The organism is Lacinutrix sp. MEBiC02595, assembly GCF_053601555.1.
In genome coordinates, this window is record NZ_JBSHNU010000158.1 from 59802 (window position 1) to 79624 (window position 19823).

General features: G+C 35.0%; 19 protein-coding genes. 3 read left to right on the top strand and 16 right to left on the bottom strand.

All coding sequences use genetic code 11. From position 1 onward, the window contains the following. Positions 1-50: 50 nt before the first annotated feature. The 13 genes from paaZ to ACVCZW_RS03195 all read right to left on the bottom strand — a co-directional run bounded on the left by paaZ (position 51) and on the right by ACVCZW_RS03195 (position 13276). Positions 51-2549, bottom strand: a complete 2499-nt coding sequence (gene paaZ, locus ACVCZW_RS03135) for a phenylacetic acid degradation bifunctional protein PaaZ (protein ID WP_452231629.1) — start codon at positions 2547-2549, stop codon at positions 51-53. Between the two features lie 117 nt (positions 2550-2666). Continuing rightward, positions 2667-3077, bottom strand: coding sequence for a VOC family protein (locus ACVCZW_RS03140; protein WP_452228029.1), 411 nt, complete (start codon positions 3075-3077; stop codon positions 2667-2669). 210 nt (positions 3078-3287) lie between these two features. Next, a complete protein-coding gene (gene pcaF, locus ACVCZW_RS03145; RefSeq protein ID WP_452228030.1) occupies positions 3288-4499 on the bottom strand; it encodes a 3-oxoadipyl-CoA thiolase in 1212 nt (403 codons plus the stop codon). Between the two features lie 286 nt (positions 4500-4785). After that, entirely contained in the window at positions 4786-5646 is an 861-nt protein-coding gene (gene ypfJ / locus ACVCZW_RS03150) for a KPN_02809 family neutral zinc metallopeptidase (RefSeq protein WP_452231630.1), read from the bottom strand. Positions 5647-5676: 30 nt separating this feature from the next. Further along, the gene (locus tag ACVCZW_RS03155; RefSeq protein ID WP_452228032.1) at positions 5677-6081 is read right to left on the bottom strand and encodes a hotdog fold thioesterase; all 405 of its coding nucleotides are present in this window, start codon (positions 6079-6081) and stop codon (positions 5677-5679) included. 89 nt (positions 6082-6170) lie between these two features. Then, a complete protein-coding gene (locus ACVCZW_RS03160; RefSeq protein WP_452228033.1) occupies positions 6171-7325 on the bottom strand; it encodes a 3-hydroxyacyl-CoA dehydrogenase NAD-binding domain-containing protein in 1155 nt (384 codons plus the stop codon). A 99-nt stretch (positions 7326-7424) separates the two neighbouring features. Continuing rightward, a complete protein-coding gene (locus tag ACVCZW_RS03165) occupies positions 7425-8207 on the bottom strand; it encodes an enoyl-CoA hydratase-related protein (protein WP_452231631.1) in 783 nt (260 codons plus the stop codon). 52 nt (positions 8208-8259) lie between these two features. Further along, positions 8260-8760, bottom strand: coding sequence for a 1,2-phenylacetyl-CoA epoxidase subunit PaaD (gene paaD / locus ACVCZW_RS03170; RefSeq protein WP_452228035.1), 501 nt, complete (start codon positions 8758-8760; stop codon positions 8260-8262). 137 nt (positions 8761-8897) lie between these two features. Further along, entirely contained in the window at positions 8898-9653 is a 756-nt protein-coding gene (paaC, locus tag ACVCZW_RS03175) for a 1,2-phenylacetyl-CoA epoxidase subunit PaaC (protein ID WP_452228036.1), read from the bottom strand. A 123-nt stretch (positions 9654-9776) separates the two neighbouring features. Then, entirely contained in the window at positions 9777-10067 is a 291-nt protein-coding gene (gene paaB / locus ACVCZW_RS03180; RefSeq protein ID WP_452228037.1) for a 1,2-phenylacetyl-CoA epoxidase subunit PaaB, read from the bottom strand. Positions 10068-10377: 310 nt separating this feature from the next. Further along, positions 10378-11334 carry a 1,2-phenylacetyl-CoA epoxidase subunit PaaA gene (gene paaA, locus ACVCZW_RS03185; RefSeq protein WP_452228038.1) on the bottom strand — a complete coding sequence of 319 codons (957 nt, stop codon included), beginning with the start codon at positions 11332-11334 and terminating at the stop codon, positions 10378-10380. 232 nt (positions 11335-11566) lie between these two features. Next, complete coding sequence (locus ACVCZW_RS03190) at positions 11567-12640, bottom strand: 2Fe-2S iron-sulfur cluster-binding protein (protein WP_452231632.1); 1074 nt, start codon at positions 12638-12640, stop codon at positions 11567-11569. A gap of 66 nt (positions 12641-12706) precedes the next feature. Next, positions 12707-13276 carry a TetR/AcrR family transcriptional regulator gene (locus tag ACVCZW_RS03195; protein ID WP_452231633.1) on the bottom strand — a complete coding sequence of 190 codons (570 nt, stop codon included), beginning with the start codon at positions 13274-13276 and terminating at the stop codon, positions 12707-12709. A gap of 87 nt (positions 13277-13363) precedes the next feature. On the opposite strand from ACVCZW_RS03195, the gene ACVCZW_RS03200 reads away from it, so the two are divergent. Beyond that, a complete protein-coding gene (locus ACVCZW_RS03200) occupies positions 13364-13669 on the top strand; it encodes a rhodanese-like domain-containing protein (RefSeq protein ID WP_452228041.1) in 306 nt (101 codons plus the stop codon). Positions 13670-13730: 61 nt separating this feature from the next. Here the strand turns inward: ACVCZW_RS03200 and ACVCZW_RS03205 are convergent, their stop codons facing one another. The 3 genes from ACVCZW_RS03205 to alaS all read right to left on the bottom strand — a co-directional run bounded on the left by ACVCZW_RS03205 (position 13731) and on the right by alaS (position 18295). Then, entirely contained in the window at positions 13731-14345 is a 615-nt protein-coding gene (locus ACVCZW_RS03205) for a DUF4230 domain-containing protein (protein ID WP_452228042.1), read from the bottom strand. 185 nt (positions 14346-14530) lie between these two features. Then, the gene (locus tag ACVCZW_RS03210) at positions 14531-15496 is read right to left on the bottom strand and encodes a GSCFA domain-containing protein (protein WP_452231634.1); all 966 of its coding nucleotides are present in this window, start codon (positions 15494-15496) and stop codon (positions 14531-14533) included. 183 nt (positions 15497-15679) lie between these two features. Further along, on the bottom strand, positions 15680-18295 hold the full coding sequence (alaS, locus tag ACVCZW_RS03215) for an alanine--tRNA ligase (RefSeq protein WP_452228044.1): 2616 nt from the start codon (positions 18293-18295) through the stop codon (positions 15680-15682). Between the two features lie 219 nt (positions 18296-18514). On the opposite strand from alaS, the gene ACVCZW_RS03220 reads away from it, so the two are divergent. Together ACVCZW_RS03220 and ACVCZW_RS03225 are read left to right on the top strand one after the other, a co-directional pair. Continuing rightward, positions 18515-19486, top strand: a complete 972-nt coding sequence (locus tag ACVCZW_RS03220; RefSeq protein WP_452228045.1) for a M23 family metallopeptidase — start codon at positions 18515-18517, stop codon at positions 19484-19486. Beyond that, entirely contained in the window at positions 19487-19816 is a 330-nt protein-coding gene (locus ACVCZW_RS03225; RefSeq protein WP_452228046.1) for a MerR family transcriptional regulator, read from the top strand. It abuts the gene before it with no gap. Positions 19817-19823: the final 7 nt, after the last annotated feature.

The following is a 19823-nucleotide window of genomic DNA, read 5'->3' on the forward strand; positions in this document are numbered from 1 at the left end:
TTCCATTATAGCGACTGCGCAACACGTGCGCAGTGACTTTTAATTAAAATTTAGAGTAAATTGAATTGTTCGAAATGATGATTCAAGTGTTTTCTCTCTAACAAATACGATTCATATTTATTCAACTCCCCAAAAACCATATTCTTCAATTTAGCTTCTGGATTTTCTTTAAAAAATGTTTTATAAGCTTCTCTAGCTTCTACAAACTTTGCTTTTGCTGTTTCAAAATCAGCATGTACTAAATCTTCTAATTCCTTTTTTCTATATGTTGGAAAAGCGGTTCCCATTGGGAATTTATCATAACTATATAAAGAGTTATGCACTTTTTCTAATATTTTTTCTGGTGTTGCTATTTCAAAATCCTGAATCTCTCCAGAACAAATTCTATACGTAAGTTCTAAATGCTCCATCAAATGCTGAGGCGTTAAAAGTCCCCAATTTGGTTTTGCATCTTCTTTTAATTTGGAAAGACATTCCGTGATTTTATCTTCCGTCATTTCAATGAAAGCTTCCTGTTTCTTTTGCACCATGGTTAAAATAGTAGCAATAGCAACTAATTCATCTTCCGCATCAAAAACCTCCACATACCATTTTACGATGCCGCTAGGATGTTCTGCCGAAGCGACATCTCTATCTACTTTTTGCTTACACGTTAATCGTACATAGACCGTATCATTATGATATAACGGACGCAAGAATCTACAGTCTTCTAATCCGTAATTCGCAGCTACAGGTCCTTTATTTGGATATACAAATAATCCTGCCGCTGCAGAAATAATGAAATATCCATGCGCAGTTCGCTTCGCAAAAATACTACCTTCTAACGATGTAATATCTGTATGCGCGTAAAAATGATCCCAAGTAAGATTCGCAAAGTTGATAATGTCGGTATCTGTGAAGGTACGCTTATGCGTTTTTAGCGACATTCCTGGTTGAATATCTTCCCAATGGTATTTAAATGGATGCTGTGGTGCTTCCTTATATTTTGCATTTTGCTGGTAAATACCAGTGATCTCTGTAATTGTAGTTGGCGAACCTTGAATAGCTGTACGTTGCAAATAATGTTTTATGCCACGCATTCCACCCATTTCTTCTCCACCACCAGCACGACCAGGTCCTCCATGTACCAAGTAAGGTAAAGGTGAACCATGACCTGTACTTTCTTTAGCCATATCCCGATTCACAACCATAATACGACCATGATGAGATGCTGCGTTTATAACATACTCTTTAGCAATCTCATCATCATTTGTGGCAATAGAAGAAACCAACGAACCTTTACCCATTTGCGCTAATAATATAGCTTCATCTAAGTTTTTATAAGGCATTATAGTACTTACTGGTCCGAAAGCTTCACGTTCGTGAATGATTGTATTTTCAAAAGGATGATCGGAACGTAATAAAATCGGACTAATAAAAGCACCTTTTTTAGCATCTGCTCCAATCGTGTTTATATGATCTAAACTTCCGTAAACGATTTGTGCTTCTTTAGATAAATCATTGACAGAATCTCTAACGGCTTGTACTTGTTGATGACTTACCAAAGATCCCATTCTAACTTCTTTCAATCTAGGATCTCCAATAGTTACTTTATCTAATTGCTTAGACAATGCACTTTGCACATCTTCTACTAAATTTTGCGGCACAATAATTCTTCTAATAGCAGTACATTTCTGTCCTGCTTTTACCGTCATTTCTTTTCTTACTTCTTTAATGAATAAGTCGAATTCTGGTGTTCCCGGAACTGCATCTTCTCCTAAGATAGATGCATTTAAAGAATCGGCTTCCATAGTGAATGGCACCGATTCTTTAATAAGTTGTGGATGCGCTTTTAATAAGCGTCCTATTTTTGCAGAACCTGTAAAAGTTACAACATCTTGAGATTCTACAGTATCTAGAATTGTTTTTACGGTTCCGTTTATGATTTGTAATGCGCCTTCTGGTAAAATACCAGATGCTATAATTTCTTTTGCTACTGCTTCTGCTAAATAAGATGTGGAAGGTGCTGGTAAAACTACTGCAGGCACGCCAGCCATCCAATTTACTGCACACTTTTCTAACATTCCCCAAACCGGGAAATTGAATGCATTAATATGCACAGCAACTCCTTTTTTAGGCACCATAATATGATGCGCCATAAAGCGTCCGCCACGCGATAAATCGATAGCATCACCTTCTACATGATACGGCTGATTTGGAAACAGTTTTCTTAATGAAGCGTTTGCAAATAAGTTTCCGAAACCACCTTCGATATCTATCCAACTATCTACTTTGGTCGCTCCAGTTCTATAACTTAATTCGTAAAATGCATTTTTTCTTTTGGTAAGATACATGGCTAAACTCTTAAGCATGTTTCCTCGCTCTTGAAAAGTCATTTTACGAAGTTTCTCTCCTCCTTTGGTTCTTCCGTAGTTTAGAATTTCTGGAATATCTAATCCTTCAATAGCAATGCTAGTGAACGCTTCACCTGTTACTGCATCTAGAATTGGTATTCCTTCTTCTTTACCTGTTGTCCATTGTCCTTGAACGTAGTGCTCTATCTTTTTCATTGATAAATGTATTTATCATTCCCGCCAAACGGGAAACTATTTTTATGTCTTCTCGATACCATTCCGATAGAAAAAATCAGAATCATTCGAAGTGACTTTATAATTATATTTTTTTACCTACCAGGTTTTTGAATCCTGGATAGATTTGTAATCTTCTATTTGTTTCGCAAAACTATCCTCATCTTTAAAAGCAATTAAATTTCCATCTGGATCTTTAAATTTTGCTACTTTTCCCCAAGTATGTTCTTGGTAATCTACTTCGATATTTTGTTTTTTTAATCTATCGGAAACCGCTGTTACATCTGCTACATTTATCCGTAGACAAGTATCATTTTTCTTTTCTGAATTGTCTTCTAGATAATCTAATCTATCTTCTTTTTCAATCATTAAATAGGTTCCGAAGAAATCAAAACAAATTAAATCTTCCTTCTGAAATAATATCGAAAGGTTTAAAAATTTGGTATAAAAATGAACACATTCCTTATACGCTTTAACATATAAAATAACACCTGTTCTTTTTACACTCATATTCCTAATTTTATTAAAATACCTACAAGGTTTTTAAAACCTCGCAGGACAACTTTTTTCTAAACCTCAAAAGTGTAAAAAACCTATGTGGTTATTTTCATTCGAGTGGGTTTGCGTTAGCGATTGAACGGTTTGTTTGAGCTCCTTTTTGATTTTCTCAAAAAGAGCGAGTAGTGAAAGCGCGACCCTTGTGGTAACGCCCAAACTATTTTACAAATTCACATTTTCAATAATCGCTGCATATCCTTGTCCGACACCAATACACATCGTGATCAACGCATATTTTTTGTTCTGTTGTTTTAATTCTAAAGCTGCAGAAAAAGCAACTCTTGCTCCTGTAACACCAAGCGGATGACCAATAGCAATTGCACCTCCATTTGGATTTATTCTCGGGTCGTTATCGGCAAGTCCCCAAGCGCGAATACACGCTAATGCTTGCGCAGCGAAGGCTTCGTTAAGCTCGATAATATCCATATCTTCCATGGTCAATCCTGCTTTTTCTAATGCTTTATTGGAAGCTTGTACAGGACCAATTCCCATAATTCTTGGTTCTACACCAACCACTGCAGAACTCACGATTCTTGCTAATGGTTTTAAATTATATTTTTTTACAGCATCTGCCGAAGCGATAATGGTTGCTGCTGCTCCATCGTTTAATCCTGAAGAATTCCCTGCAGTCACGCTTCCACCTTCTTTTTTGAATGCGGCTCTTAGTTTTCCTAAGATTTCTAAAGAAGATGTTGGTTTTACAAACTCATCTTTTGAAAATTGTATGGGATCTTTTTTACGTTGCGGAATTTCGACAGTAACTATTTCTTTTGCTAGTCGACCGTTTTCTTGTGCTTTGGTTGCTTTTTGCTGACTCCAAAGTGCGAACTTATCTTGGTCTTCTCTAGAGATATTATATTTTTCTACTAGATTTTCAGCCGTCATTCCCATGCTATCTATACCATACATTTGTTGCATTTTAGGGTTGATAAAACGCCATCCGAAAGTAGAATCGTACATTTTAGAATCGCCTCCAAATGCGGTTGATGGTTTTGCCATTACGTACGGTCCGCGAGTCATGTTCTCTACACCACCAGAAATAAAGACATCTCCGTCTCCTGCTTTTATTGCACGATTTGCGTGAATGATTGCCGATAAGCCAGAGCTGCATAATCGGTTTACGGTTTCACCAGGAACGGTAAATGGCAATCCTGCTAAAAGAGAAGACATTCTCGCAACATTACGATTATCTTCTCCTGCTTGGTTTGCGCAGCCCATAATGACATCGTCGTATGCTTCTTTTGGAATACTTGGATTACGTTTTACGATTTCTGAAATCACTAATGCACCCAAATCGTCTGTTCTCACAGCAGATAATGTGCCTTTGTAGTTTCCTATTGGTGTTCTAATGCCGTCTATTATATATGCTTCCATTTTATGAAATTGAAATTGAAAGGGAAGTCGAAAAATGAAACTTCTATTTCAAATTAATATTTTATTTACTTTTTATTCTTATTCTTTTTTGGCGTTATCTAAAGGTCGCACTATCCACTATATCTTTTTTACTTGTTCTCGATACTAAATTGCAAAAAAGCAATTGCACTCGAACTGACATAAAAAAGGATATCGTTTCAATCCCTAACGCCGGTACTTGTTATGTTTTTTATCTTAGCCAAAGTTTATTTTATTTACACTAAGAGATTCCTGCCTGCGCAGAAATTTAATTTATAAGTGCAGAAAAGGTATCTCCATTTCTAATATCTCCTGTGTTATAGCCTTTCATAAACCACTCCATACGTTGCTCGGATGTACCATGTGTAAAACTATCGGAGTTCACACTTCCTCTAGTTCTTTTCTGAATTGCATCGTCACCAACTGCATTGGCAGCACTCATTGCTTCTTCAATATCTCCAGCCTGTAAATATTTTTTATTATGATGTGCCCAAACTCCTGCATAAAAATCGGCCTGTAATTCTTGCGCTACCGATAATTTATTAGCTTGAACTGGACTACCTTGTTGTTGTAATTGTCTTACTTTTGATGATGTACCTAGTAATGTTTGTATGTGATGCCCAATTTCATGCGCTGTCACATAAGCGATAGCAAAATCACCACCTTTAGCTCCGAATCGCGTTTTTAGTTCATCGAAAAAAGCTAAATCCATATATAATTTTTGATCGCCAGGACAATAAAAAGGTCCGGAAGCAGAAGTTGCGCTTCCACAAGCTGTAGAAACCGCATTTGTAAACAATACCATTTTTGGTTCTTTATAATCCCCTAAATTATATTCTCTAAAAATAGCATTCCAAACATCTTCGGTATCTGCTAAAACGGTACCCATAAAATCACCCATGACTTTTTCCTCATTGGTTAATTCGCGTTGTTCTACTTGTTGTGTAGTCTGGCTATTTGCTACTTGTTCTATTAATGGTGCTATTTGCTGTCCTGTTTCTCCTCCAAAAAGTTGTAAAAGAATAACCACCACAGCAATTACTCCACCACCTGCTACTAATTTACCTTTATTACTCTTACCACGTTGGTCTTCAAGATTTCCACTTTGCCTTCTACCTTGCCATTTCATACTTTAAACAATTTAATATTTTGTTTGTTTTTATTCCCAATCTTTTTGTGTTCTATACACCACTCCTTTAAAAAGAGCTACTAGTTCGTCTCCACGTTTCACTTCTATAATATTAAAGCCTAATCTATTCTTTACCGTTTCTATTACAGATTCTGCTGTTAGATAATCTCCTTCATTTAATGCTTCAATATGGTTAATACTTGTTTCTATGGAAACCGCATATTTACCGTGGGTATTTGCTGCAAATCCGAAAGCGGTATCTGCTAAAGAATAGCTTATTCCGCCATGTGCCTTTTTCATACTGTTTAGCATTTCTTTTCTAATGGTCATCGCTACTTTACATCGTCCGATTTCACATTCTAGAATTTCTATTCCTAGCCATTGACTATAGGCATCTTGGGATAGCATTTTATGTGGAATTTGTTCTGGTTTCATATGTATCACCCATCAAAACGGGAATCTTATTAATTATTTTTCATTTCTCTAGTACATCCCTAAAGTCCCTTCCAGGGGACAATAAAAAATTAGAAAAATGTTTTATTTTCTCTGTACATTTTTCGTAATAACGGACTACAACGGTATCTATCTTCGTGGTATTCGTTGTATAACTCGTCTAATTTTGACACACACCAATGGATACTTTTTTCGTCTGCCCAAGCTAATAATCCTTTCGGGTAGTTAACTCCTTTGGTCATTGCGATATCGATATCTTCTGCGGATGCTATGCTTAAAAATAGTGCGTCTGCAGCTTCATTAATTAGCATAACTAAAACACGATCGAAAATAGTTTGTGATAATGTTACATCTTCTGTTGGATCTGGTTTTACAGCTCCTTCGGCATAATCGTAATATCCTTTTCCTGATTTACGACCTAAATAACCTGCTTCTGAAAAACGTTTTTGCGTAAATGAAGGCTTGTACCTTGGATCGAAATAAAAGGCTGTAAAAACAGTTTCAGTAACAGTATAATTCACATCATTACCAATGAAATCCATCAATTCGAATGGCCCCATTCTGAAACCACCTAAAGATTTTAAACTATTATCAATAGTTGCAAAATCGGCCAATCCTTCTTCGTATATTCTTAGAGCCTCTCCGTAAAAAGGTCTTGCGACTCTATTTACTATAAAACCTGGTGTGTCTTTAGCGACGGCTACTACTTTTTTCCAGTTGGAAATAGTTTGTATGGATTTTTCAAGTACTTCTTTTGAAGTTTGAATGGCAGGAATTACCTCCACCAATTTCATTAAAGGCGCTGGATTGAAAAAGTGAATTCCTACGCAGCGTTCCGGTTTTTTAAGCGAAGCTGCTATGGATGCTATGGATAAGCTGGAAGTATTGGATGCGATGATACAATCGTCAGCAACATAGCTTTCCAATTCTGAAAATACTTTTTTCTTGATCTCTAGGTTTTCAATAATGGCTTCAATGGTAAGATTAGAATCTGCTAAATCTTTTAGATTGCTTACGTAAGAGATGTTTGCTTGAATTCTTTCTTTTTCGGAAGTATCTATTCTTCCTTTTTCAATTAAACGCAATAATATTTTCTCCAAACTTGCTTTTGCTTTATCTAAAGCCGCTTGATTGGTATCGTATAACTTTACTGTACAACCAGAAGTTGCAGCCACTTGCGCGATGCCACTTCCCATGGTTCCTCCTCCTATGATTCCTATGTTCATATTCTTCTTTTATTATGGATTCCGCATCAAGTGCGGAATGACAAAACTGATTACTTATTTTGATGAGATCCCGAAACTAGTTCGGAACAAAGCCAATTTTTAATTGCCTTTGAATTCTGGTTTACGTTTTTCAATAAATGCAGCAACGCCTTCCGCATAATCATTGCTTTGTGCAGCTTCTATTTGTAATTTAGATTCTAAAGCCAATTGCGCTTCTAAATCGTTAGTCATTGATTTATTGAATAGTTCTTTAATCATACCAAGTGCTTTGGTTGGCATGTTTGCTAGTTTTAAAGCCAGCTTATTTACGTCTTCTTCAAAACTTTCTAAAGGAATCATTTTATAAATCATTCCCATTTTTTCTGCTTCTTCTGCGGAAATTTTATCACCTAACATGGCTAATGCTAATGCTTTTTGAAATCCGATTAGCCTTGGTAAAAAGAATGTCCCAGCACTATCTGGAACTAAGCCAATCAAGCTAAAAGCTTGAATAAAACTTACTTTTTCATGTGCTACAACAATATCGCAAGCCAAAGCGATGTTTGCTCCTGCTCCTGCTGCTACTCCGTTAACCGCAGCGATTACCGGTTTTTTAATGTTTCTTATTCTAGTGATTATCGGATTGTAATGTTCTTCTAATATTTTTTTAAATCCTGGGTTTAAATCTGGATCTGTAACTTCTTTTAAATCTTGACCAGCACAAAATGCTTTCCCGTTTCCTGTAAGAACGATTGCTCTTACACCTTCGTTTGCTTCACAAGCATCTAAAGTATCATGAAGTAAAAATGCCATTTCACGGTTGAAACTATTGAAGACTTCTGGTCTGTTTAGCGTTATGTATGCTACTTTATTTTCTATTTTGAGTTGTATGCTTTTGCTCATATTATATTCTTTTAGACCTGTCAGGTTTTAAAAACCTGACAGGTCTGTTTTACTATTTTAAACATTTAAAGTAATCAAATGGTTCTTGGCAATCATCACACTGAAATTGCGCCTTGCATGCTGTGGAACCAAACTGACTTACTAATCTTGTATTTGTGGAACCACAATTGGTACACTTTACTAATCGTTTTCCATTTAGCAATACATCTTTATCTGCTTCTGCGTTTAAAGGTGCTGCAATACCATAATCTTCTAATGCTTTTCTACCTCTTGGTGTAATCCAATCGGTTGTCCAAGCTGGTGCAAGAATTAATTCTATTTCAGAATGGTATCCTGCTGCTTTTAGCGCTGCTTTAATATCATCTCCAATAACATCCATTGCTGGACAACCGCTATAGGTTGGTGTTATTTGGACTTTCACCATATCGTTTTCTATAACCGCTGTACGAACAACACCCATATCCATAATGGACAATACTGGAATTTCAGGATCGGAGACTTGTTCCAGAATTGGAATTAAAATTTCGTCTATGATTTGTTCTGTTGTTGTCATAATTTTTGAGACCTCTCGACTGCGCTCGGGGTGACTTTTATTTTATTGCTTCTCGATACAATTTGTTCATGCTTCACAAATCACTCGAAGTGACATTTTGTTTTAATTTATGAGATTGCTCCCTACACAAACATTTACTACCACTCCATATTTGGAAATGTACGTTGCATGTATTGAAGCTCTGCTAATAAATATCCTAAATGCTCTGTATGAATTCCTTCTTTCCCTCCTTTTTGAAACCATTTCGATTCTGGAGTTTGCAAAGTTGCTTCTTCTAAAACGGCATTTACTTTTTCATAATACGCATCTTTTAAAGCAGTAACATCTACACCTATTCCTTCTTGAACCATTGCTTTATCTGCTTCGGTTTGATGAAATAACTCGTCTGTATAGGTCCACAAATCATCCATAGCATCTTGCATTTTCTGATGACTTACTTCCGTTCCATCTCCTAAACGCTTTATCCAATCGGAAGAAAAACGCAAATGATAACTTACTTCTTTAATCGATTTTGTTGCGATTGCGGACAAAGTTAAATCCTTACTTTTTTCTAATTCTTTTAAAAACAATAAGTGATAAACATCGAATAAAAACTGACGTGCCATAGTATATGCAAAATCTGTATTTGGTTGTTCTACCAACAATACATTTACATATTCTCTTTCTTTACGTAGCATTGCAATATCATCTTCGGTTCTATTATCGCCTGCAATTTTTGCCGCATATTGGTAATAGCTTCTTACTTGTCCGAATAAATCTAAAGACATATTTGTACAAGCGATATCTGTTTCTAGGCTTGGTCCATGACCTGTTAATGCCCCTAATCTTTGTCCGAGAATTAGAGAATTATCTGCTATACCTAGAATGTATTTGTATAAGTTTTCGTTTTTCATTTTAAGTGCCCACGAAAGTGGATATCTATTTAATTACTTCTCGATACAATTCCGATAAAAAATCGGAATCACTCGAAGTGACAATTAGTTTCAATTTATGAGATTCCTGCCTTCGCAGGAATTTTACATGTGTTTCACCTCGTCTGGTAAAACATAAAATGTTGGATGACGATACACTTTATCGTGAGCTGGCTCAAACATTTCGCCATTATTCTCTGGATTAGAAGCTGTAATATTTTTAGATTCTACTACCCAAATACTCACACCTTCACTTCTTCTTGTGTACACGTCGCGTGCATTTTCTAAAGCCATATCTTCATCTGCTGCGTGTAAACTTCCACAGTGACGATGTTCTAATCCGTTTTTACTTCTTACGAAGACCTCCCAAAGTGGCCAGTTTTTTTTATCAGACATAATTTATATTTTTTTATAAATACCTACTAGGTTTTTAAAACCTTGCAGGATAATTAAATTGCTTGTTTCTTCGTTTGAAGGGCCTTTCCAAAATGAAAGTCTTCCAGCGTATTTTAATGCTTAGAGGGATTCTTTTTTAACACCCCTAAAGTCCCCTCAAGGAGACATACCCTTCCGTCTTTAATTCCTTTTATTGGAATTAAATCCACCTTCCCTTAAAAAAAGGGAAGGAATTTTAAATAATTATTTTTCATCTTGTTCTCGATACAAAATTGCTAAAATGCAATTTCCATCGAACTGACAATGAAATTTAAACTGCTTGTTTTTGTTTTCTTTCTTGTTTTTTTTCTGCATAAGCCATCGCTGCATCACGAACCCATTCTCCTTCTTCCCAAGCACCAACTCGTGCTTTCATACGTTCTTTATTACATGGTCCATGTCCTTTTACAACTTGCCAAAACTCGTCCCAATTAATTGCACCGAAATCGTAATTCCCTTTTTCTTCGTTCCATTTTAAATCTGGATCTGGAATGGTGAGTCCGATTAATTCTGCTTGCGGTACGGTTTGATCTATAAATTGCTGACGTAAATCATCATTAGACTTACGTTTTAATTTCCATTTCATGGATTGTTCGGTGTGGATAGATTCTGCATCTGTAGGACCTAACATCATAAGACTTGGCCACCACCAACGATTTAAAGCGTCTTGCGCTAATTCTTTTTGTTCTGGTGATCCGTTAGCCAATTTTATCATGATTTCATAACCTTGACGTTGGTGAAAACTTTCTTCTTTACATACGCGAACCATTGCTCTTGCGTATGGTCCGTAAGAAGTATTACATAAAGGCACTTGATTTATAATTGCTGCACCATCTACTAACCAACCTACAGCTCCCATATCTGCCCAAGTTACTGTTGGGTAGTTAAAAATGGAGGAGTACTTTGCTTTCCCGGAGTGTAATTGCTCGTATAACTCTTCTCGAGAAACACCTAAGGTTTCGCAAGCAGAATATAAATATAAACCGTGTCCTGCTTCGTCTTGTACTTTTGCCAACAAGGCAACTTTACGACGTAAGGAAGGTGCTCTTGTAATCCAGTTTCCTTCTGGAAGCATACCTACAATTTCGGAATGTGCATGTTGCGACATTTGCCTAATATGCGTTTTGCGATATTTTTCTGGCATCCAATCTTTTGGTTCGATTTTCTCGTCTCTTGCAATACGTGCTTCGAATTGCGTTTCTAGGTTTTTTATTTGTTCTTCACTCATAGTTCTTAGCTTTTGGCTATTAGCTCTTGGCTTTTAGCTAGTGAAACTTATTTTTATTAGCTGTTGGCTGTTGGGCTTTAGCTGTTGGCGCGTTAAGGATTGAGGCTTTGTTGGAGCTCCTTGAAAAGAGCGACTGCCGAAAGCCTGACACTACGTAGCTTTTGCGAAGTAGTGTAACGCCAAAATTTATATTTTTATACCTACAAGGTTTTTAAAACCTTGCAGGAATTTATTACACATCAAAATCGACTATTACTCGATCTGTTGTTGGTACTGCTTGACAGCTTAACACCAGATTTTGAGCTACTTCTTTATCACTTAATGCGTAATTTACTTTCATTTCGACTGCGCCTTCTTTTACTTCGCATTTGCAGGTGCTACAAACGCCTCCTTTACATGCAAATGGCAAATCTGCTCCTGCACCTAAAGCTGCATCGAGAATGTTATCGTAATCTTTGGTCATGGTGAAAGAAAATTCTTTTCCGCCATCTACAATCGTTACTTCAATACCTTCTACATTTTGTTTTGCTAGACGTTCTGCTCTTTTAATATCTTCGTCTGAAAGTCCGGTGACAAACAACTCAAAATGCACTAATTCTTTTGGTAATCCAGCTTCTATTAGATAGTCGCTTACGTAGTTTACCATTTTTTCTGGTCCGCATAAGAAAACTTCATTGGTATCTGGAACATCGATAAAAGTCTTTGTAAGTACTTTCATTTTATCATCGTCGAATCGCCCATTAAACAACGCTATATCTCTACGTTCTTTGGTTAAAAAGTAATAGATTTCTAGTCTTCCGAAATACATATTTCGAAGTTGCTCTAGTTCTTCTTTAAAGATAATGGATTTTGCCGTTTTATTTACATAAAACAGTTTACATGTTGCATTTGGTTCTGCAGACAAATGTGCTTTAAGCATAGACAAAACTGGTGTAACACCACTTCCTGCTGCAAAAAACAGATAATTTTTAGATGCTTCTGGTTCTACAGGAACTCCAAAATTTCCGCTTGGCGACATAACTTCTAGTTCGTCACCCGTTTGTAAAACCGCATTAACGTAGGTAGAAAATTTACCTCCTGGAATTCCCTTTACAGCGACTTTCCATTCTTTATCTAAAGGACCTGAACATAGCGAATACGAACGACGAACATCTTCTCCATTAATATCTGCTTTTAGTGTTAAATGCTGCCCTTGACGGAATTTGAATTCGTTTTCAAGTGTCTCTGGAACATGAAAATCGATAACAGAACAATCGTCTGTTTCTTTGTATATATTCTTTATTTTAAGCTTATAAAATTGCCCCATAGTTGTTACTTATTCAAAACTAACACTTGTTAGTCTGCTCTACAAATCTACAAAATTATTTCATAACTATTTGTTAATTCCTTGAATTAGGATACTACTGAGGCTATTTGCTAAATCGTTTGCGTTAAGATCTTCCTTTTTAGGAATCCATAGAAAAAGGGAGCGCAAAGTGGAAAGCATGGTAAACATTATAATTTCGGGATTGACAGCTTTAATTTCTGAAGATGCAATACCTTCTTTAATAATCTTTAAAAAAGTAGCTTCATATTTATTTCTTAGGGACAAATAATAATCGAGTTGACCTTCTAAATGCATCCAATCATTATTTAAGGAAGCCATTCCATAGGTATTATTGGTTGCTATTTTAACGTGAAGTTCTATGACTTGGCTTAGTTTCCCTAAGTTATTACTTTCTGAATTATAAATAACATCGATTCCTTGTGTAAAATCTTCGGCTATGGAAATGATAATAATCTTAAGAATCTCTTGCTTCGAGCTTATATGATTATATAAACTGGCGGCTTTCATTCCTATCGCTGTTGCTAAATCGCGCATGGTAACCGCACTATATCCTTTTTCTTTAAAAAGTTTAGCTGCTGTTTTAATTATTTCGTCTTTTCTAGTTTCTGTTTTCATATTGTTGAGGAAGATAAAAAAAATAACTTGTAACTATTGTTACAAATCTTTATAAAAAGATACCTGTAATTTGTAAAAAAATAAGTTATGGGATTATTAGATTCATTATTTGGAAATAAAAATGATAAAATTAAAGAATTGCAATCTAGAGGCGCAATAATTATCGACGTTAGATCGAAAGGAGAATATAGCCAAGGTGCGATTCCTGGGTCTAAAAATATTCCACTGCAAGTGATAACCGGAAAAATAAGCGAGATAAAAAAGCTTAACAAACCAGTAATCACCTGTTGTGCAAGCGGTATGCGTTCTGGTAGTGCAGCAAGTATTTTAAAAGCACAAGGTATTGAAGCTATTAATGGTGGCGGCTGGTTAAGTTTGAGTAAGAAGTTATAAATTTCTATCCTTAATCCTTTCCTGTGGAAAGGAAACGATTATAGCTTACTCTTGTTTGCGGCTAGCGTTTTATAGTATTAAATTCTTCCGCTTTTAGGATTGTAGTTTCGTTGTATTTTAAGGTCCAACCTAAAGAATTGGTTAGAATATAAAATTTAGACAATTCGCTAATTAGTCTGTTTTTAGCATTCGTTTTTAAATCGGATGCTTCTACTTTTTTCATTAAAGATTGTTTTACGGTTTCTTTAATAGCGTTATAATCTTGTGCTTCGAAAGGGTTTAAAAATTCGGATTGCACATCATAATATTCAAAATCTGGACTGATTTTAATTTCTTCTTTTGGAATACTTATAATGGTTAATGTTTTGGTTGCTTCGTTTACTTTAAATTCTATTTTACTTAAATCATAAGCAATAGTTACATCGGCATTAACTACTACAAGTGCTTTTTTATCGGAAGTAAAGTATTGTCCGAAAATCTCTTTAGAGTTTTTATAATTGAAAACTTCGCTAAAATGACCTTCGGTAACAATTAGTTTTCCGACGTTTTTAATTTGCTCCTGAATAAGCATAGAGCTTTCTTGAAGTACTATTTTGTCTTCTTTTTTATCGACACAGTATTTGAAGGTAAACAGCACTACAAGTGCTATAATTACACCTTGAATTATTTTTCGCATATATCAAAAATACACATAAAAAAAACATCAACTATAAATACTTAAATGAATAAGTTTATGGTTGATGTTTAGTATATAATTGATTAATAGCATTATAAATATAACACTAATTAACTATCTACTCTTACTTTTTCGACTAAACGAGGATTAAAAAGACGACAAGTAAGCCGTTAACTTATTTGTAATTAAAAACTTACAAAATCATACTTCATTTGGAGCTTTCTAATTTTTTCTTCCAATTTTGCAATAAATTGAAGATGTGCTTCTGCTTTTGGATGGAATGGCTTATGCAATAATCCTCTTTGGATGCTATCTATTTCTTGCATGGTTTTACTTGCTTCGGAAGAAATCCAGACTTCCTGAAACGTATTCCAAATATATTGTATCGCTGTTTTATTTGGGTGCAGCATATCTTCGTTATAAAAACGATAATCCCGAAGTTCGTCTAACATAATTTCGAAAGACGGAAAGTAAAAAGATTGCTGCTTGTTGCTTAATGATTTTTGATTTAGAACTTGATGAATTGCTGTAATTAAATGTGCTTTGCTTTGTGTGTTTTCTATAAAACCATCTTTTATATGTCTAACAGGAGAAACTGTAAAAATTATGGAAGCATTAGTATTTACTTGCAGAATGGTTGCAACAATCTTTTCAAGTGACGCTACGATTTCGGGAACAGCCAATAATTCTTTTGTAAACTCTTTTTGAGGTACTTTATGGCAATTAGCGACAATACTTTTAGTTTTCACATGTTTGTATACCCAAGCGGTTCCTAATGTAATTATAACGTGTGTAGCCTCGGCTATCTGTTTGTTTGTGGATACAATAGCAGTATTTAATTCTCTTAGTAAATTTTCTTTGGACGCATTACTTAATTTAGAATGTGCGTCAAAACAATGCCATTGTTCGTTATGAAAAAAGATATCTTTTTCGGAATACACTTTTTCTTGACTTGCATTTACTAATAAGTATTCAATCGCTTTTGGATGAAATAAAATTCCGAAAGGATTTACTTTAGATCGAAACTTAAAATAGCCAACCTTATCACCTATATTTTCTGAAAAACACGAACCTAACAACAAGAGTTTTGCGTTATAATCGATAAGATTATGCTGTTGTTGTTTTAGTGGTATTTGTGTTTGTAGTTTCATTTTGATACAAATTTATCCGGTTTTCGGAAAAACACTCTTTTAAAATTAGCTCACAGAGAATCACTGAGACCACAAAGATTCCCAGAGAGGCTTTAACTTCAAATTAAAACTCTCATCCTGAAACCAGTAAGTATCTCTTGAGAAATCTATACCGAAGCACTAATAATTTTTGTGCTGCACCTTTTATTCCATATAACTCTTTGCTTCACTCAGCGCCTTTTCAATTCCTGCAGGATTTTTACCTCCAGCGGTTGCGAAGAAAGGTTGTCCGCCACCACCTCCTTGAATATGTTTACCAAGTTCTCTAACTACCGTTCCTGCATTCAAGCCTTTTTCTGCAACTAGTTCCTTAGAAATATAACACGAAAGTAATGCCTTTCCGTTTTGTTCGGTTGCGAATAATAAAAATAAATTAGTCTGATTTTCTCCTAATTTAAAGCAAACATCTTTAATTCCTCCTGCATCTAAATCTAACTTTTTAGACAAGAACTGAATACCGTTTATTTCGGTTAATTCGTTTTTTAAATCGCCAATAATATTTTTAGCTTTATCTTTTAATAAGCTTTCGATTTGCTTTTTTAAATCGGTATTCTCGCTTTGCAGATTCTGTAATGCTTTTACTGGTTCTTTAGCATTATTCAATAAATCTTTCATTTCGAAATAAGATCTATTATTTTCAAAATAGAAATCTTTTACCGCATCATTGGTTATTGCTTCAATTCTACGAATTCCAGATGCAACTGCACCTTCCGAAGTTATTTTAAAATGCCAAATATCAGCGGTATTCTTTACGTGCGTTCCTCCACAAAGTTCCATAGATTGTCCAAAACGAATGGTACGCACTGTATCTCCGTATTTTTCGCCAAAAAGAGCCATTGCTCCTTCTTCTAGCGCTTTTTCCATTGGCACATTTCTATTTTCCTGCAAAGCCAATTTGCCATCAATTCTAGCATTGACAAAATTTTCTACATCCCGAAGCTCCTCTGTTGTAACTTTAGAAAAATGGGAAAAATCGAAACGTAAATACTTCGAGTGTACCGCAGAACCTTTTTGTTCTACATGCTCCCCTAAAACCTCACGTAAAGCTTGGTGCAATAAATGTGTTGCCGTGTGATTACATTCTGTTCTGCCACGCTGTTTTGCGTCTACAGCAGCCTTAAAAGTCTCCTTTAAATGCTTTGGCAAGTTTTTAGTAAGATGAATGATTACATTATTCTCTCTCTTGGTATCAACAATATAAGACACGTCTCCATTTATATCTTCTAGATATCCTTTATCTCCTACCTGTCCACCACCTTCCGCATAGAATGGTGTTAAATTGAATACTAATTGATACATCTCGCCATCCTTTTTAGAAGTAACTTTTCTGTATCGTGTAATTTTCACTTTGGTTTCTAAAGTATCATAACCAACAAATTCTTGTTCGGCATCTTCTAATAAAACGGTCCAATCTTCAGAGGTTAATGCTGAAGATTCTCTACCTCTTTCTTTTTGCTTTTTTAATTCCGCATTAAATTCGGAAACATTATAGGTATATCCTTTTTCGCGTAAAATTAAATCGGTTAAATCTTCAGGAAAACCATAAGTATCTTTTAATTCGAATACTTTGGCTCCTAAAATTTCTTTTCCGTTGGTGGTTTCAATAATTCTATCTAACAACAATAATCCTTGATCTAATGTTCTTAAAAACGAAGCTTCTTCCTCTTTAATTACATTTTCAATAAGTTGTTTTTGCGCTTTTAACTCCGGAAATGCAGTTCCCATTTTTTTCGATAAAACATCTACCAATCTATAAATAAACGGTTCTTTTTTATCTAAAAAAGTAAAGGCATAGCGAATAGCACGACGTAAAATTCTACGAATTACATAACCAGCACCTGTATTACTTGGTAGCTGTCCGTCTGCAATAGAAAATGCAACTGCGCGAACGTGATCGGATATTACACGAATAGCAACATCTACTTTTTCGTCTTTACCATAATCTTTATCTGTAATGGTTTCTATTTCGCGAATTATTGGTGTAAAAACATCGGTATCATAATTAGACTGCACGTTTTGTAACACCATACAAAGGCGCTCAAACCCCATTCCTGTATCAATATGTTTGTTTGGCAAATTCTCTAGCGAACCGTTTGCTTTTCGGTTGTACTGCATAAATACAAGATTCCATATTTCCACTACCTGTGGATGGTCCATATTTATTAAAGACTTACCGTCTACTTTTGCTTTTTCTTCTGCAGAACGAATATCTACATGAATTTCACTACAAGGTCCGCAAGGTCCTTGTTCGCCCATTTCCCAGAAATTATCTTTTTTATTTCCTTTTAAAATACGGTCTTCCGCTATATATTGTTTCCAAATATCATAAGCTTCCGTATCCATTTGAAGGTTATCTGCATCGTCAGTTCCTTCAAAAACAGTTACGTATAAAATATCTTTATCTATTCCGTAAACATCCACTAAAAGCTCCCAAGCCCAAGCAATTGCTTCCTTTTTAAAGTAATCCCCAAAAGACCAATTCCCTAACATTTCGAAAAGTGTGTGATGATAGGTATCATAACCAACCTCCTCTAAATCATTATGTTTACCAGAAACACGCAAACATTTTTGACTATCTGTAAGTCTAGTATTTTTTGGTTCTGCATTCCCTAAAAAGTATTCTTTAAAAGGGGCCATTCCAGAATTGACAAACATTAATGTTGGATCATCCTTTAAAACGATTGGTGCAGATTGCACGATGCTATGCTTTTTTTCTTCAAAAAAACTTAAAAACTTTGAGCGAATTTCTTGAGACTTCATGTACTTTTATTAATATCTTGTTTCTGTTAAATTGCTTTTAATGCGAAACAATTTCTATATTTACTCTCCAAAAATATTTAAAATTATGGAGACCCTAGACCTACAATTGAAAAATCATTAATATTATTATAATAATAATTTGTAGGTTTGTTCGTTTGCTAATACAATATAAAGAGAAATCCTCATTATATTTCATGCAAAAATAGTATAAATTATATAATGAGTAAGGTAAAATATTATTATGATTCTGAAACGCTTTCCTATAGAAAGATAGAGCGTAAAAAACGCAAGACTTTTAAATACATTCTTGGTTTTTTAAGTGCTGCGGCATTGTTTGGTTTCTTTTTCCTTTTTATTGCAGGGCATTACTTTGAATCTCCCAAAGAAAAAGCCCTAAACAGAGAACTTCAAAATTTAAAGCTAAACTTTGATTTACTAAACAAAAAGTTTGATGAAGCGGAAGCTGTTTTGGCCAACGTAGAGGATAGAGACAATAACATTTACAGACATTATTTTGAAGCAAACCCAATACCAGACGAACAACGCAAAGCTGGTTTTGGAGGAATTAACAGATATAAAAGTTTTGAAGGTTACGACAATTCCAAACTTATCATAGAAAGTAACAAACGTATTGACAGACTACAAAAACGAATTGTTGTGCAATCTAAATCTTTAGACGAAATTGCTATTCTTGCTACAGAAAAAGAAGAACTTTTAGCAGCAATTCCTGCTATACAACCCGTAAGAAATGAAGATTTAACACGAATGGCTTCTGGTTATGGTATGCGAACAGATCCTTTTACAAAAGCAAGAAAAATGCACTGGGGAATGGACTTTACAGCCCCACGAGGCACACCAATTTATGCCGCTGGAGATGGTGTTGTAGAACGAGCAGATAGTAATGCTGCTGGTTATGGAAATCATATACGAATAAATCATGGTTACGGCTATGTTTCATTGTACGCACACATGTACAAATATAATGTAAGAAAAAATCAAAAGGTAAATCGTGGCGATTTAATTGGTTTTGTTGGTAGTACTGGAAGAAGTGAAGCTCCTCATGTACATTATGAAGTTTTTAAAGACGGACAACGTATTAACCCAATAAACTTTTACTATGGTAGTTTGTCTGCTGAAGAGTTTAATGAGTTATTAAAACATGCTTCCTTAGAAAATCAATCCCTAGATTAAATGTTTATAGATTTACCAGAAAAACGATATTATGCTATTGGCGAAGTAGCCAAAGCATTTGGTGTGAACACTTCTCTTATTCGTTTTTGGGAAAAAGAATTTGATGCTTTAAAACCTAAAAAGAATGCAAAAGGCAATCGGAAATTCACTCCAGAAGACATTAATAATCTCAAGCTTATTTATCATTTAGTAAAAGAAAGAGGCTTCACTCTAGACGGAGCAAAAACACATTTAAAAGAAGAAAAACAAAAAACATTATCTAATTTCGATATAATTAGTAAATTAGAAGGAATTAGAAATCAATTAACTAAAATAAAAGAACAACTTTAAAACTAAC

Coding starts and splice junctions, on each gene's coding strand:
- ACVCZW_RS03140 (WP_452228029.1), bottom strand. CDS start 3,077: ATGAGTGTAAAAAGAACAGGTGTTATTTTATATGTTAAAGCGTATAAG.
- pcaF (WP_452228030.1), bottom strand. CDS start 4,499: ATGGAAGCATATATAATAGACGGCATTAGAACACCAATAGGAAACTAC.
- ACVCZW_RS03165 (WP_452231631.1), bottom strand. CDS start 8,207: ATGAGCAAAAGCATACAACTCAAAATAGAAAATAAAGTAGCATACATA.
- paaZ (WP_452231629.1), bottom strand. CDS start 2,549: ATGAAAAAGATAGAGCACTACGTTCAAGGACAATGGACAACAGGTAAA.
- ACVCZW_RS03205 (WP_452228042.1), bottom strand. CDS start 14,345: ATGCGAAAAATAATTCAAGGTGTAATTATAGCACTTGTAGTGCTGTTT.
- paaA (WP_452228038.1), bottom strand. CDS start 11,334: ATGAGTGAAGAACAAATAAAAAACCTAGAAACGCAATTCGAAGCACGT.
- ACVCZW_RS03190 (WP_452231632.1), bottom strand. CDS start 12,640: ATGGGGCAATTTTATAAGCTTAAAATAAAGAATATATACAAAGAAACA.
- ACVCZW_RS03225 (WP_452228046.1), top strand. CDS start 19,487: ATGTTTATAGATTTACCAGAAAAACGATATTATGCTATTGGCGAAGTA.
- paaC (WP_452228036.1), bottom strand. CDS start 9,653: ATGAAAAACGAAAACTTATACAAATACATTCTAGGTATAGCAGATAAT.
- ypfJ (WP_452231630.1), bottom strand. CDS start 5,646: ATGAAATGGCAAGGTAGAAGGCAAAGTGGAAATCTTGAAGACCAACGT.
- ACVCZW_RS03210 (WP_452231634.1), bottom strand. CDS start 15,496: ATGAAACTACAAACACAAATACCACTAAAACAACAACAGCATAATCTT.
- ACVCZW_RS03220 (WP_452228045.1), top strand. CDS start 18,515: ATGAGTAAGGTAAAATATTATTATGATTCTGAAACGCTTTCCTATAGA.
- ACVCZW_RS03200 (WP_452228041.1), top strand. CDS start 13,364: ATGGGATTATTAGATTCATTATTTGGAAATAAAAATGATAAAATTAAA.
- ACVCZW_RS03195 (WP_452231633.1), bottom strand. CDS start 13,276: ATGAAAACAGAAACTAGAAAAGACGAAATAATTAAAACAGCAGCTAAA.
- paaD (WP_452228035.1), bottom strand. CDS start 8,760: ATGACAACAACAGAACAAATCATAGACGAAATTTTAATTCCAATTCTG.
- alaS (WP_452228044.1), bottom strand. CDS start 18,295: ATGAAGTCTCAAGAAATTCGCTCAAAGTTTTTAAGTTTTTTTGAAGAA.
- ACVCZW_RS03160 (WP_452228033.1), bottom strand. CDS start 7,325: ATGAACATAGGAATCATAGGAGGAGGAACCATGGGAAGTGGCATCGCG.
- paaB (WP_452228037.1), bottom strand. CDS start 10,067: ATGTCTGATAAAAAAAACTGGCCACTTTGGGAGGTCTTCGTAAGAAGT.
- ACVCZW_RS03155 (WP_452228032.1), bottom strand. CDS start 6,081: ATGAAACCAGAACAAATTCCACATAAAATGCTATCCCAAGATGCCTAT.